A 13,451-nucleotide genomic window follows, 5' to 3' on the forward strand; every position below is an offset into this window, starting at 1 on the left:
CGACGGTCCCGGCGACTCCCCCGCGTCGGGGAGATCTCAGCGGTGGTCGGCGACGTACTGCTGCGGGTCCTTGTCGCGGAAGGGCAGGTTGCGGCCGTTCTTGTGCTCGCCGTAGAAGGTCAGCCAGCGTTGGCCCAGCTCGGCGCGGAGTTCGGTGCTGGCGTGCCGGCGGAAGTCGGGCAGCGCCTCGTCCTCCTCCTCGGCCAGGTGCTCGCTGTTCTCCCGGCGGGCCGTGCCGACCGCTTCCCACCACTGGTCCGAGCCGACCGGGTGCAGCTTCGCCTCGGCGACGGCGTCGCGGATCTTGTTGTGGTCGCCGATCGCGTCGGCGGTCTCGTCCTCACCGTCGTCGCCGTGCTTGACCAGGTGCGGGTAGAGGATCGCCTCCTCCGCCTCGGCGTGGATGTCCAGGTGCAGGGCGAGGGCGTCCCAGATGGCGAGCATCTCCTGCTCGTCGCGGGCGTCGTCGAGGCGGGCGAAGCCACGCCGGAAGGCGGCGTGGTCGTCCAGGATCAGCGCGGTGATGTCGTCCACTGTGGTCACTTTCCGGTGGTGTTGGCGAACCGGGCACGCAGCATCGCCGGCATCGCGGCGAGTCCGGTGATCGGGCGGAAGCGTTTCGCGGTCTCGGCCAGCGCCGTGTACTCGTCCTCGGCGAGGTCGATGTCAGCGGCGGCGGCGTTGCGTTCCATCTGCTCGACCCCGGACGCGCCGGGGATGGCGAGCACGTTGGGGTGGCGCAGCAGGTAGGCCAGCGCGATCTGGCTGGGGGTGGCGTCGTGGGCGTCGGCGACCTGGCGCAGGGTGTCGATCAGGGCCGTGCCGCGCTCCAGGTTCTCCGGCAGGAAGTACGGGTTGGCGCGCCGGACCGCGCCGGCCGGCGGGTTCTTGGCGTCGTAGCGGCCGGAGAGGAAGCCCTGCGCGAGCGGGCTGTACGCGATGACCACCCGACCTGCCTGCCGCGCGTACGGCAGCAGGTCCTGCTCGGGTGCGCGGTCGAGCATGCTGTAGCGGACCTGGTTGCTGAGCACCCGCCGGCCGAGCGCCGCCTCGGCGACCTGCCAGCGGCGCAGCCCGTAGTTGCTGACGCCGACCTCGCCGACCAGCCCGACGTCCTGCAGGGTCCGCATGCCGCGCATGGTGGTGTGGTCGGCGACGAGCGGGTTGGGTTGGTGCACCTGGTAGAGGTCGATGCTGGTGACACCGAGGCGGGCCGCCGAGGCGACCGCCCGCTGCTGCACCACCGCGGCCACCGGCAGCACCGGCAGGATCTTGCTGGCGACCACCACTTTGGGCCGGTCGTCACCGAGGGCCGCGCCGAGGATGCGTTCGCTGCGCCCGAAGCCGTAGATCTCCGCGCTGTCGAAAACCGTCACGCCCAGCTCGACGGCCCGTCGGACGATCTGCGCCGCCTGCCGCTCGTAGTCCGGGCCGTACCCCCATTCCCGGGAGCCGAACTGCCAGGTGCCCAAGCCGATCTTGGACAGCGGTTTCGGAGTGTCGAGCGCAATGAAACGCATGGCGTCGAAACTACCCCGATGTCCCGGTTTCCACGCCAGATCCGCGTGAGGCTGGGCCGGAGCTAGGCTCATGATCGTGACCTACCTCGCCGCGGATGACCGCTACGACTCCATGACCTATCGGCGCAGCGGACGCAGTGGCCTGCGGCTGCCCGCCGTCTCGCTCGGCCTGTGGCACAACTTCGGTCCGGACCGCCCGTTCGAACGGCAGCGCGACATCGTGCGCCGCGCCTTCGACCTGGGCGTCACCCACTTCGACCTGGCCAACAACTACGGCCCACCGCCCGGTTCGGCGGAGGAGAACTTCGGCCGGATGCTCGCCACCGACCTGAGGTCGTACCGGGACGAGCTGATCATCTCCAGCAAGGCCGGGTACCTGATGTGGCCCGGCCCGTACGGGGAGTGGGGCTCGCGCAAGAACCTCATCTCGTCGCTGGACCAGTCGCTGGGCCGGATGGGGCTGGACTACGTCGACATCTTCTACTCGCACCGGTTCGACCCGGAGACCCCGCTGGAGGAGACGATGGGGGCGCTCGATGCCATCGTCCGCTCCGGCAAGGCGCTCTACGTCGGCATCTCGAACTACAACTCGGAGCAGACCACGCGGGCTGCCGCGATCCTGCGTGAACTGGGTACGCCGCTGCTGATCAACCAGCCGTCGTACTCGATGCTCAACCGCTGGACCGAGTCCGACGGCCTGCTCGACACGCTGGAGCAGGTCGGCGCGGGCTGCATCGCGTACAGCCCGTTGGCTCAGGGCCTGCTGACCGACCGTTACCTGGGCGGCATTCCGGCCGACTCGCGGGTGCGCACCAGCGTCTTCCTCAACGAGAGCGACCTCAGCGAGGAGAAGATGGCCACCATCCGTGGCCTCGGCACTGTCGCCGAGGGGCGCGGCCAGTCGCTGGCCCAACTCGCGTTGGCCTGGGCGCTGCGTGACCCGCGGATGACCAGCCTGATCATCGGGGCGAGCAGCGTCGAGCAGTTGGAGACGAACATCGCCGCGCTGGACAACCTCGACTTCAGTGCCGACGAGTTGGCCGAGATCGAGCGCCACCTGGGCTGAGTACCGCCGGCCCCCGGGCGGGTCGGGTCACCAGATCCGGCGCCGCCCGGCCCGGTGGTTGCGCACCTCGCACTGCCGGCCCACCGGCGCGGCGGCGCTGCGGCGTCGCCGTCCGGCGCCGATCAGCAGCGCCAGGACCAGCACGGCGGCGGCACCGGCCGGCATCGGCCACCGACGGCCGAGGTCGGTCACCGACGCCACCGGCACGCCCGGGTCGGCCGCCGCCGCCACCGCCGGGCCGCTGGTCGCCGGCTCACTCGCAGCGGTACGCGCCGCGCTCTTCGTCGCGGCGGCCTTCGACGGGGTGGCGGTGGCCTTGGCGCCACGGAACACCACGTCCGAGCAGGAGTAGTAGGTGTCCGGGGTGTTGGAGTTCTGCCAGATCGTGTAGATCAGGTGTCGGCCGCTGCGGTCCGCCGGCAGCCGACCCGCCAACTGGTACGCCCCGGCCCGCACCGGCGGGTCGGTCAGCGTCAGAAACGGGCGCGACTCCAGATCCGCCCAGGTGAGCTTCTTGCGGGGGTCGTAGTCGGGCGTGCTGACGTAGAGCCGGAAGGTGCCCCGGTGCTCGATGGTGGTCCGGTACCGGAAGGTGAACTTCGCTCCGGTGGTCAGCTCGGTGCTCGGCCAGTCGGTGCGGGGCAGGTCCAAACCCCGGTACGCGGACAGTCCGCCGCTGCACAGCTCACCGTCCGGGATCCGTTCCCGGTCTCGCCCGTTGATCGCGGCGACGCGCACGTTGTCCCATTCGCGTACCGCCGCGCCGGCCTCGATCGCCGCCCGGCAGGCGCTGGTGGCCGCGTACCGGCCCTCGGGGCCGCAGGCCGCCGCGCGACTGATCGGGTCGGTCGGGGCGCCGTAGGCGGCGGCGGGCGTGGCGGCCAGGGGCACTGTCGCGGCAGCGACCAGCACCGTGGCGACGAGCCGGCGTACGGGCATGAGGGTGACCTCCGCCCACTGGTACGGCTGAGGGACGGCAAAGGTTCGACGCTGACCGGCCGGGAATCCTGCGGGTGGGTGTGGCGTTTCGATACTCGGAACCGCTTGCACCGAGGAGGCAGAGATGAAGGTACGTAGCTCGTTGCGTGCACTGAAGCAGAAGCCGGGTTCGGTGGTGGTCCGCCGTCGCGGCCGGGTGGTCGTGGTGAACCGCGCCAACCCGCAGTGGAAGAGCCGCCAGGGCTGATCCCAGCCCGAACCGGACATACAGTCGCCAACGCCCTGACCGGGTCATCCGGTCGGGGCGTTTTCGCGTCACCGATCAGGAGGAGATCCCTGACCAGCGCCGACGGGCGTCGGCGGCAGGACGATGGTGGCGTGCCGGATCGACTAGGGTGCCTCGAGAGATCACCCTCGGTGAGGAGGAACCGTGTTCATCTTGGAGCTGTCCTTCGGCGACGAACCCGACCGACTCGCCGCCCGGCCGGCGCATCGGGAGCTTCTGAAGGCCCTGCACCAGGAGGGCAAAGTGGTGATGGCAGGGCCGTTCCCCGACGACTCCGGAGCACTGCTGATCTTCGACGTCCCGGACGCCGAGGCGTTCGCCGCGATCGTCGCCGAGGACCCCTATTACCGCACCCCCGGGGTGACGATCACCGGCCAACGGGAGTGGTCACCGATCATCCGGTAGCGCCTGCGGAGGGCGGCCCCCGGTAAGGGGAACCACGAGCAACAGCGAACGCCCTGGCCGGATCATCCCGACCAGGGCGTTTCTCAAGGGTGGAGCCGAGGGGACTCGAACCCCTGACCCCCACACTGCCAGTGTGGTGCGCTACCAGCTGCGCCACGGCCCCTTGCTGTTGTCCCGGTCGCCCGGGCACTGGGAAACTATACACAGACGGGCCCGCATGGTCATCTCGCGGGGTCCCCCGCCGATCCGGGTCAGTTGAGCGCCACGTCCGGCGGGAAGTGCGCGACGGCGGCCATCATCCCGCCCTGCCGGCGCAGCACCATCGGCCACAGGTCGTCGGGCCGGTCGACGAAGGCGTCGCCGGGCAGCCCGTCCAGCACGAACCAGGACCCGTCGGCGATCTCCTGCTCCAACTGGCCGCTGCCCCAGCCGGAGTAGCCGGCGAAGACCCGGATGCCGCCGATGCTCTCCCGCAGCCGCTCCGGGTCGACCGAGAGGTCGATCGTGCCGACCGCTCCGGAGACCTGGTGGAAACCCTTCACCCGGCGCATCGGGTGCCGCATCCGGGCGAGGCAGATGGCCGAGTCGGGTTGCACCGGGCCGCCCTCGAAGAGCACCGCCGGGTGGCGGGCCAGGTCGCTCCAGTCACCGAGCACCTCGGCCACCGGCACTTCGGTGGCCCGGTTCAGCACCACGCCGAGCGCGCCGCCCGGCTCGTGGGCGACCAGCAGCACCACAGTACGGTCGAAGTTCGGGTCCTTGAGCGCCGGAGTCGCGACCAGCAGCCGCCCGGTCATCGACTCCATCGCTCGTCCGCCGATCGCCTGGCCCTCTCCCTGCATGCCACACACCCGTCAACCGTGAGCCCGCGCCGGGGGCCGGTCATCGACCGGATCCGCCCGGCGCATCGGGTTCAGCCGCGCTGTCAACGCCATGCCTGGCACCATAGCCTGCGTCCTGGGTGCTGGCTAAGGTCTGACCGGCGGGTGATCGGACAGTTAAGACGAAGGGTCGATGCGTCCGGTGACAGACCTCCCGGTGATCGACGGATCGGGACCACCGACGGCCGAGAAACGCCCGAAAGGTCCGTCACATCCCGATAGATTCGGCTGATCGGGAGGGCGACCGCGGTCGCCCCTGCCCGCGACACGGAGGCGGGTGGCGATGGCAACTGTCCGGGACGCGACGTACGACGTGCTCCGCACCCTCGGCATGACAACTGTCTTCGGCAACCCCGGCTCCACCGAGGAGCCGTTCCTTCAGGACTTTCCCGTCGACTTCCACTACGTCCACGCGCTACAGGAGGCGACGGCCGTCGCGATGGCCGACGGCTACGCCCAGGCCGGCGGAGTGCCCGCCCACGTCAACCTGCACACCGCCCCGGGCGCCGGCAACGGCATGGGCAACCTGGTCACCGCCTGGCACAACAAAACCCCACTGATCGTCACCGCCGGCCAGCAGACCCGGGAGATGCTGCTCCTGGAACCCCGGCTGACCAGCCGCCGACCCACCGAGCTCCCGCAGCCCTACGTGAAGTGGGCCTACGAGCCGGCCCGGGCGCAGGACATCCCCGCGGCGATGCTGCGGGCGTACGCGACGGCGGTGCAGCCACCGGCCGGGCCGGTCTTCCTCTCCCTGCCGATGGACGACTGGGCCCAGCCCGCCGACCCGCCGCCCGCGCCGCGAACGGTGGCCACCCGGTTCGCACCGGACCCCCAGCGGTTGGAGGAGTTCGTCCGGGTGCTGGCCGGCAGCCGCAACCCGGTGCTCGTGTACGGGCCGGGGGTGGACCGCTCCGCGAGCTGGCCGACCGCGGTCACGCTGGCGGAGCGGCTCGCCGCGCCGGTCTGGTCGGCTCCCGCCCCCGAGCGGGCGGTGTTTCCCGAGGACCACCCGCACTTCCGCGGCGTGCTGCCGTACGCGATCGGTCCGCTCGCCGAGGCACTACGCGGGCACGACACGGTGCTGGTCATCGGCGCCCCGGTGTTTCGCTACTACCCGTACGTGCCGGGTGGGCACCTGCCCGAGGGCGCCCGGCTGCTGCACGTCACGGACGACCCGGACGAGGCCGCGCGGGCCCCGGTCGGTGACAGCCTGCTCAGCGACCCGGGGCTGGCTCTGGCCGCGCTCGTCGAACGGGTGCCGCCGAGCGACCGGCCGGCTCCCACGCGACGGCACGCACCGCCCCCGCCGGAGATCAGCACCCCACTGAGCGCCGACGCCCTGTTCGCCGCCCTGGCCGCGCACTGGCCGACCGACGGCGTACTGGTCCAGGAGTCACCGTCCAATCTGTCCGCGCTGCGTCGTCAGCTGCGGATCACCCGCCCGGCGTCGTACTTCACGATGGCCAGCGGCGGCCTCGGCTACGGCCTTCCGGCGGCTGTCGGCGTCGCACTGGCCGAGCGGGACACCGGGCGCGGTCGCCCGGTGGTGGCGGTGATCGGCGACGGCTCCTTCCACTACTCGGTGCAGGCACTCTGGACGGCCGCGCGCCTGGCACTGCCGGTGGTGGTCGTCGTCCCGGTCAACCAGCAGTACGCGATTCTCAAGGCGTTCGCCGAGCTGAAGCACACTCCCGGGGTGCCCGGCCTGGACCTGCCGGGGTTGGACGTCATCGCCATCGCGGCCGGCTACGGCTGTGCCACCGAGGTGGTGGAGACCCCCGATCAGCTCGGCGCGGCACTCGCCGCCGGGCTGCGCGCCGACCGTCCCACTGTGTTGCCGGTGCCGATCACCACCGATGTGCCCAGCATCCTCTGAACCGGTCCCGCGTCAGCGCGGTGCGATCGACAACGGGGCACCTGTGAAGACGTCCAGCACCGGTCGGGCCCCCAGCGGCGCCGCGAGGGTGACGGTGACCGGCTCCAGTTTCAGCAGGGCGATGCACTCGCCGGTGGCCCGGGTGACGCCACCGCCCACCACCACGACGTCCGGCCGTTCCCACACCAACGGCGTGATGCCGGTGTCACACGCGCCGACGCCGAGCCGCACTGTCAGCCGGGCGCCGTCGACAGCTGCCAGGTCCTGGGCCGCGACCAAGCCGTCCGGCAGCGGCTGGGCCGGCGCGGTGGGCTCGGGGACGGGGGTGACCGCCGTCGGTGCGACGGCGAGCCGGGCCACAGGCGTGGCGAGTTCCTTGATGGTGAACAGCCAGGCCGGGACCTGCGCCACACCCCGGCTGGTGCGGACCGGCACGGCGCCGAACGTGACGCCGGTGACGGTGAGCGGGAGACAGGCGGTCTGCGTGCTGCTCGTGGCCCACCCGTCGGGCCCTGGTTCGACGGTGGGGCCGCCGGGGGTGGGCCGGCCGGGCCGCTTCGGTCGCCCCGGGCAGGGCAGTGGGTCACCCTGGTCGAGCTGCCGGTACGCCTCGGCGGCGCTGACCAACGGCAGCGTCAGCCGTCCGTCCGGGAACTGGATCTCGCCGCCGACCCGGGTGGGCGGTATCCCGACCTGCGCCCGGTACCACCCGGCCCGGAAGGCCGCCTCGGTGTCGGGGGTGAAGCCCGGGTCACCGGTGAGCAGGGTTGGCCCCTCCAACGGCACGTAGCCGGTGCGCCAGTCGGGGCCGGGCCGCCACGCCTCGGCGACCTGACCGGCCCGCTTGTCGAACGCGTCCGCGCCGCGCGTGGGGCTGCGCGGGCCGTCGGCCGGACCGGCGTCGGTCGCGGCACAGCCCGCCGTGAGCAGAAACGGGAGTACGAGCAGCAGAGCCGATCGACGCATGCACGGTTCGACGTGTCCCCCGGCCGGCCGGTTCCCGATCTGGGCTCAGGTCTCGCCACCCAGATCCGTCTGGTACGCCTCCCAGAGCAGGTCGGCGCCACGCCGCCGGTGTCGGGCCAACCGCCGCAGCAGGTGCCCGGCCCGATGTCGCAGCTCGTCCGGGTGCGCCTCGGGCCGCTCGGCGATCTGCTGGACCGCCAGGATCGCGGCGACGATCGCCGCGTGTTCCCGGGTCAGCAGCCGCACGCCGTGGTCCAGTCGCGGCGACTGGGTGAGCAGCTCCCGGTAGAGGCCGGTGGGGCCCTCGGTGGCCCGGACGTGCTCGGCGAAGCCCTGGCGCACCGGACGCACCCGAAGGAGAACGGTTTCGCGCCAGCGCGGCTCGGTGCTGGCGGCGGCGACGGCACGGCCGAGGGCGTGCACGTCACCGGCGAGGCCCGCAGGGCGCGGCTCGCCGGGCAGACCGAGGGAACGTGGATCGGCGGGAAGCCCCGCCGGCTGCGCGACGCGCGGCCGGGCGACGAGTGACGGCTGCTGGACCGGACCGGTGACCATGGCACCTCCCGCACGGCGCTTGCTATCCCATACCGCGATGGTGAGGCTGCCCGGCCCGCCCTGTCCAGGGCCCCGACCCTTCTCATCTGCCCCGTATGTCCCACCGGCCCCACCAGCCGCACTGGTGCCGTGGGAACGTACGCCTACCTCAGGCGGTCGACCGACGCTCCGCCAGGCGGTGCAGGTGCTCGGCCACAGCGTGCGCGTCGGTGTCCCGCCCGTCGCCCGGTCGACCGGTCGTGATCGCCTCGGCCAGCGCCCGCAGCTCGGACGGCGGCAGGCTGGGCAGCCCCATGCCGCGCAGTGGGATGGTGACAGCCCGCGTACTCCCCCGGTTGGTGGCGAGGAGGCCCCGCACCTGCGGTCCGCCGGCCGGACCATCGTCGTCCGCCTCGCGATACGACACCACGCCGGACTCGATCCGGGCGGTGGCGAGGTCGACGGTGCGGGTGCGCAGCGCACCGCGTACCCGTGCCCGGCTGCCGTCCAGCCAGGCGGCCGTGCGGAGCACCCGCAGCACGAGGTAGAGGCCGAGCAGGACGAAGGGCAGACCACACAGGCCGAGGAACGGGCTGGGACCGGACTGCGGGTCGGCGGAGTCGCGGAGCCCGGGCGGCAGCAACCCCGGGGGCAGGTCGCGAGCCTCCTCATAGGAGGCGAACGCGTCACCCGGGCCGGTCAGCCGACGCAGCAGCCCGTCGGCGACGAGGGGCAGCGCCACGAACGCCGCGCCGACCGCCGCGAGGAGGACACCGGCCACCACCGCCACGACGCGCTGACCGGGCGACGCGCCGACCGACAGGCGCAGCTCCTGGTTGGTCACAGGAGGCAGCGTAAGACCCCCTCGACACAACGAAGCGCCCCGGCTGGTGGGCCGGGGCGCTTCGTTCGAGGTGGTGGAGGTGCCGGGAATCGAACCCGGGTCCTTCGCCGGTTTGTCAGGGCTTCTCCGAGCGCAGCTCGCTGTGCCTCTACTCGGCCCCACCGCTCACGCGAGCAAGTTGGTGTGACGGGCCCAGTCGCTGATTAATCTCGCCGCACGGACCCCGCGACCGGGTCCGATTGGCCAGCCTCCTAGCTGATGCCGGCTACTGGGACGAAGGCGTTCCCAGGCCGACAGACTTAGCTACTCGCCTCAGGCGGCGAGAGCGAAGTCAGCGCGATTGTGCTTGGCGCTTATAAGTTTCCGACGACCGATTCTCGAGACGACGTCGGCTTCCTCGGCTCGCTTCCCCTGTCGCTGCGTACGAAGTCGAAACCAGTCACCCCCTCGACAGGCCGCCGATGTGGCGGCACTGACAAGACTAACGCCTGGCGCAACAGCTTTCATCCCGAGCCCCGGGCGGGCACGCCGACCCGGACAAACAGGATGAACTAGTCGTCCATTCCCTTGCCGCGTCGACCGGACACCCGGGCGATCTCCCGGTCCGCGTCCCGCTTGGCGAGGTCCTGACGCTTGTCGTACGACTTCTTGCCCTTGGCCAGGGCGATCTCGACCTTGGCCCAGCCGTCCGAGAAGTAGACCTGCAACGGGACGATCGTGTAGCCGCCCTCGCGGGTCTTGCCGAGGAGCTTGTCGATCTCGGCCCGGTTGAGCAGCAGCTTGCGGGTACGCCGGGGCTCATGGTTGGTCCAGGTGCCCTGGGTGTACTCCGGGATGTGCATCGAGTGCAGATAGAGCTCGCCGTCACGTTCCTGCGCGAACGCGTCGACAAGCGACGCCCGCCCGGCCCGCAGCGACTTGACCTCGGTGCCGGTCAGCGCCATGCCCGCCTCGTACGTGTCGAGGACGGCGTAGTCGTGGCGCGCCTTCTTGTTGGAGGCGACCACCTTGCGCCCCTTTTCCCGTGGCATCGGCGCCACCCCCTCTCCCTGGTCCGCGGCCGGGTTCACCCCGGCCGGACAACCGATCATGCTACCCGAATGAGGCTTATTCGGGCTCTCGCCGCCGAGCAGGCCGTGCCATCGCCAGGGCCGCCCGAATAAGCCTCATTGACAAGGACCCTCCCGCGCCGTTTATTTCCGGCCGCGGGAGGGTCCCCGGGAGACGACGGGGCGACCCGTACGGTGCCTAGACCCGCAGGTAGAAGCGCAGGGTGATCCAGGCGGTACCCGCGCTGACCAGACCACCGACGCCGGCCATCAACGGGAAGATGAACAGGATGTCGCCCCAGGTGATCGGCGAGAGCAGACCCTGCAACGCGCTCAACGACCCGTCGAAGAGCAGATACTTCGCCGCGACCAGGGCGACCAGACCGAGCAGTGAACCGATCAGCCCGGCCACCACGGCCTCCAGCACGAACGGCGCCTGGATGAACCAGTTGGACGCGCCGACCAGCTTCATGACCGCCACCTCACGCCGCTTGCTGTACGCGGCCACCTGAATGGTGTTCGCGACCAGCAGCAGGGCGGCGATCGCCATCACGATGGCGGCGGCCAGGGCGATGTTCTGGATCGAGGTGAGGATGTTGAAGATCTTGTCGAGCAGTCGACTCTGGTCGATGATCTCCTCGACGCCCGCCGTGTCCTTGTACTGGTCGTAGACGTCCTTGTACTGCTCCGGGTTGTTGAGCTTCAGCCGGAACGCCTCGGGCAGCTGGTCCGGCTTCACGGCGTTCACCAGGTCCGGCGCGTCCTGGTACATCTCCTTGAAGCGCTTGTACGCCTCGTCCTTGTTGACGTAGAGGACGTCCTTGACCAGGGGGTCGCTGTCGAGCTTGGTCTGGAGGTCGGTGCGCTCCTGCTCGGTCACCTCCTGGGTCAAGAAGATCGAGACTTCGATGTTCTTGTAGTAGAGGTCCTTCATGTCGTCGACCTGGCGGTACATCAGACCGCTGGCGCCGAGCATGGTCAGCGAGACCGCCATCGTGATGATCATCGCGATGGACATGGTCACGTTGCGCCACAGTCCGACCAGTACCTCGGACAGGACGTATTTCACGCGCATCGGGATTTCCTCCGGGTCTCCGGCATGAGGTGTTCGTCGTCAGGCTGCGCAGGGGTGGAGCGCCGGCTCACCCGTAGACGCCGCGGGCCTGGTCACGCACGATGCGACCGCTCTCAATCTCAACGACGCGGCGGCGCATCTGGTTCACGATGTTGGAGTCGTGGGTGACCATCACGACGGTCGTGCCGGTGCGATTGATCCGGTCCAGCAGACGCATGATCTCGATCGAGGTGTCCGGGTCCAGGTTTCCGGTGGGCTCGTCCGCCAGCAGGATCAGCGGACGGTTCACGAACGCCCGGGCGACGGCGACCCGCTGCTGCTCACCACCGGAGAGCTCGTGCGGGTAGCGGTGCTCCTTGCCACCGAGCCCGACCAGCTCCAGCACCTCCGGCACGACCCGGCGGGCAACCGCCTTCGTCTTGCCGATCACCTCAAGGGCGAACGCCACGTTCTCGTAGGCGGTGCGGTTGGGCAGCAGCCGGAAGTCCTGGAAGACACAGCCGATCGAACGCCGGAAGTGGGGTCGCTTCCAGGAGCGCATCGACGTGACGTCCTTGCCGTTGACGACGACGCGCCCCTTGTTGGGGGCCACCTCGTGCAGCAGCATCTTGATGATCGTGGACTTGCCGGAGCCGGATGGACCGATGAAGAAGACGAACTCGCCCTTCTCGATCGAGACGGACACGTTGTCGAGCGAAGGCCGGGACGCCTTCGGGTACGTCTTCGTCACTTGCTCAAGCTGAATCACGGGTGGTGAGTCTACGCGGTGTAACAACTGAGCCAAGCCCCACGCCCCGCCGATCCGGCGCGAGTCGTCGAATCAGGCTTCTACCTGGAGATCGACGACGCGCTCCGCCCGCGCCCCGTCACGCACCGTCGCCGGCGAGCTGCCGCTGCTTGCGCCAACGGATGCCCGCCTCGATGAAACCGTCCAAGTCGCCATCGAAGACCGCGCTCGGATTGCCGGTCTCCTGCTCAGTTCGGAGATCCTTCACCATCTGATACGGGTGCAGGACGTAGGAGCGCATCTGGTCGCCCCACGAGCCGGCCGCGTTCTCCTTGAGCCCTTCGAGCTTGGCCTGCTCCTCCTGGCGCTTGCGCTCCAGCAGTCGGGCCTGCAGCACCCGCAGCGCGGACGCCTTGTTCTGCAGCTGGGACTTCTCGTTCTGGCAGGTCACCACGATGCCGGTGGGGATGTGGGTGAGCCGCACCGCCGAGTCGGTGGTGTTGACGCTCTGCCCGCCCGGGCCGGAGGAGCGGTAGACGTCGGTTCGTACCTCGTTCTCCGGGATGTCAATGTGGTCGGTCTGCTCGGTGACCGGCAGGACCTCGACACCCGCAAAGCTGGTCTGCCGACGACCCTGGTTGTCGAACGGGCTGATCCGGACCAGCCGGTGGGTGCCCGACTCGACACTGAGCGTGCCGTACGCGTACGGCACCTTGACCGCGAAGGTGGCCGACTTCAGGCCCGCCTCCTCGGCGTACGAGGTCTCGTAGACCTCGGTCGGGTAGCCGTGCCGCTCCGCCCAGCGCAGGTACATCCGCAGCAGCATCTCGGCGAAGTCCGCGGCGTCCACGCCACCCGCACCGGCCCGGATGGCGACCAGCGCCTCCCGGGAGTCGTACTCGCCGGAGAGCAGGGTGCGGACCTCCATCTCCTGGATGGCCTTGGTCAGCCCGGTGATCTCCGACTCGACCTCGGTCAGCACGCCCGGGTCGGCTTCGGCCTCGGCCAGCTCCAGCAGCACCTGGGCGTCGTCGAGGCCGGAACGCAGGCTGCCCAGCTTGCTGATCTCGCCGTTGACGTACGACAGCTGCGAGGTCACCTGCTGAGCCTTGGCCTGGTCGTCCCACAGGTCGGGGGCGGACGCCTCCTGCTCAAGGCGGGCCTTGTCCTCGTGCAGACGGTCGATGTTGAGGACGGCCTCGATGTTTCGCAGGGTCGCGTCGAGTTCCTTGAGCTGTTCGGCGTAATCGGCAGCGGTCACGACAGACAAGCGTACTGCG

15 protein-coding genes, 1 tRNA gene and 1 other RNA gene are annotated in these 13,451 nt (G+C 70.3%); 4 read left to right on the plus strand and 13 right to left on the minus strand.

All coding sequences use genetic code 11. The annotated features are described in order from the left end of the window. Positions 1-36: 36 nt before the first annotated feature. Together ABZU74_RS05470 and ABZU74_RS05475 are read right to left on the minus strand one after the other, a co-directional pair. The gene (locus tag ABZU74_RS05470) at positions 37-543 is read right to left on the minus strand and encodes a hemerythrin domain-containing protein (protein ID WP_355418805.1); all 507 of its coding nucleotides are present in this window, start codon (positions 541-543) and stop codon (positions 37-39) included. After that, positions 540-1,520 (minus strand): aldo/keto reductase, encoded by a 981-nt coding sequence (locus ABZU74_RS05475; protein ID WP_355418807.1) that lies wholly within the window; start codon positions 1,518-1,520, stop codon positions 540-542. The genes ABZU74_RS05470 and ABZU74_RS05475 overlap by 4 nt, the downstream gene beginning before the upstream one ends. A 70-nt stretch (positions 1,521-1,590) precedes the next feature. Here ABZU74_RS05475 and mgrA point away from each other — a divergent pair, with 70 nt between their 5' ends. After that, a complete protein-coding gene (gene mgrA, locus ABZU74_RS05480) occupies positions 1,591-2,586 on the plus strand; it encodes an L-glyceraldehyde 3-phosphate reductase (protein WP_355418809.1) in 996 nt (331 codons plus the stop codon). Positions 2,587-2,613: 27 nt separating this feature from the next. Here the strand turns inward: mgrA and ABZU74_RS05485 are convergent, their stop codons facing one another. Continuing rightward, complete coding sequence (locus tag ABZU74_RS05485; RefSeq protein ID WP_355418811.1) at positions 2,614-3,525, minus strand: lytic polysaccharide monooxygenase; 912 nt, start codon at positions 3,523-3,525, stop codon at positions 2,614-2,616. A 124-nt stretch (positions 3,526-3,649) separates the two neighbouring features. Here ABZU74_RS05485 and ABZU74_RS05490 point away from each other — a divergent pair, with 124 nt between their 5' ends. Together ABZU74_RS05490 and ABZU74_RS05495 are read left to right on the plus strand one after the other, a co-directional pair. Then, positions 3,650-3,772 (plus strand): 50S ribosomal protein L36, encoded by a 123-nt coding sequence (locus ABZU74_RS05490; RefSeq protein ID WP_030490864.1) that lies wholly within the window; start codon positions 3,650-3,652, stop codon positions 3,770-3,772. Positions 3,773-3,955: 183 nt separating this feature from the next. After that, on the plus strand, positions 3,956-4,216 hold the full coding sequence (locus ABZU74_RS05495) for a YciI family protein (RefSeq protein ID WP_355418813.1): 261 nt from the start codon (positions 3,956-3,958) through the stop codon (positions 4,214-4,216). A 90-nt stretch (positions 4,217-4,306) separates the two neighbouring features. Here the strand turns inward: ABZU74_RS05495 and ABZU74_RS05500 are convergent. Continuing rightward, a tRNA-Ala gene (locus ABZU74_RS05500) sits at positions 4,307-4,379 on the minus strand. A gap of 88 nt (positions 4,380-4,467) precedes the next feature. After that, positions 4,468-5,058, minus strand: coding sequence for a YqgE/AlgH family protein (locus ABZU74_RS05505; protein ID WP_112582369.1), 591 nt, complete (start codon positions 5,056-5,058; stop codon positions 4,468-4,470). 322 nt (positions 5,059-5,380) lie between these two features. Between ABZU74_RS05505 and mdlC the strand changes: the two genes are divergently transcribed. Continuing rightward, a complete protein-coding gene (mdlC, locus tag ABZU74_RS05510) occupies positions 5,381-6,976 on the plus strand; it encodes a benzoylformate decarboxylase (protein ID WP_355418815.1) in 1,596 nt (531 codons plus the stop codon). Positions 6,977-6,988: 12 nt separating this feature from the next. Here the strand turns inward: mdlC and ABZU74_RS05515 are convergent, their stop codons facing one another. From ABZU74_RS05515 to prfB, 8 genes are all read right to left on the minus strand, one after another. Further along, the gene (locus tag ABZU74_RS05515; RefSeq protein ID WP_355418817.1) at positions 6,989-7,942 is read right to left on the minus strand and encodes a hypothetical protein; all 954 of its coding nucleotides are present in this window, start codon (positions 7,940-7,942) and stop codon (positions 6,989-6,991) included. 45 nt (positions 7,943-7,987) lie between these two features. Further along, the gene (locus ABZU74_RS05520) at positions 7,988-8,497 is read right to left on the minus strand and encodes a hypothetical protein (protein WP_355418819.1); all 510 of its coding nucleotides are present in this window, start codon (positions 8,495-8,497) and stop codon (positions 7,988-7,990) included. Between the two features lie 148 nt (positions 8,498-8,645). Then, complete coding sequence (locus ABZU74_RS05525; protein WP_355418820.1) at positions 8,646-9,320, minus strand: hypothetical protein; 675 nt, start codon at positions 9,318-9,320, stop codon at positions 8,646-8,648. Positions 9,321-9,391: 71 nt separating this feature from the next. Further along, positions 9,392-9,767: a transfer-messenger RNA gene (gene ssrA / locus ABZU74_RS05530) on the minus strand. 104 nt (positions 9,768-9,871) lie between these two features. Next, entirely contained in the window at positions 9,872-10,351 is a 480-nt protein-coding gene (smpB, locus tag ABZU74_RS05535) for an SsrA-binding protein SmpB (protein WP_112582503.1), read from the minus strand. 217 nt (positions 10,352-10,568) lie between these two features. After that, a complete protein-coding gene (gene ftsX, locus ABZU74_RS05540) occupies positions 10,569-11,444 on the minus strand; it encodes a permease-like cell division protein FtsX (RefSeq protein WP_334497951.1) in 876 nt (291 codons plus the stop codon). Between the two features lie 67 nt (positions 11,445-11,511). Further along, positions 11,512-12,192, minus strand: coding sequence for a cell division ATP-binding protein FtsE (gene ftsE / locus ABZU74_RS05545; protein ID WP_030331491.1), 681 nt, complete (start codon positions 12,190-12,192; stop codon positions 11,512-11,514). Positions 12,193-12,310: 118 nt separating this feature from the next. After that, on the minus strand, positions 12,311-13,432 hold the full coding sequence (gene prfB, locus ABZU74_RS05550; RefSeq protein ID WP_355418823.1) for a peptide chain release factor 2: 1,122 nt from the start codon (positions 13,430-13,432) through the stop codon (positions 12,311-12,313). Positions 13,433-13,451: the final 19 nt, after the last annotated feature.

Origin of the sequence: Micromonospora sp. NPDC005171 (genome assembly GCF_040608575.1) — a bacterium.
Lineage (GTDB): Bacteria > Actinomycetota > Actinomycetes > Mycobacteriales > Micromonosporaceae > Micromonospora.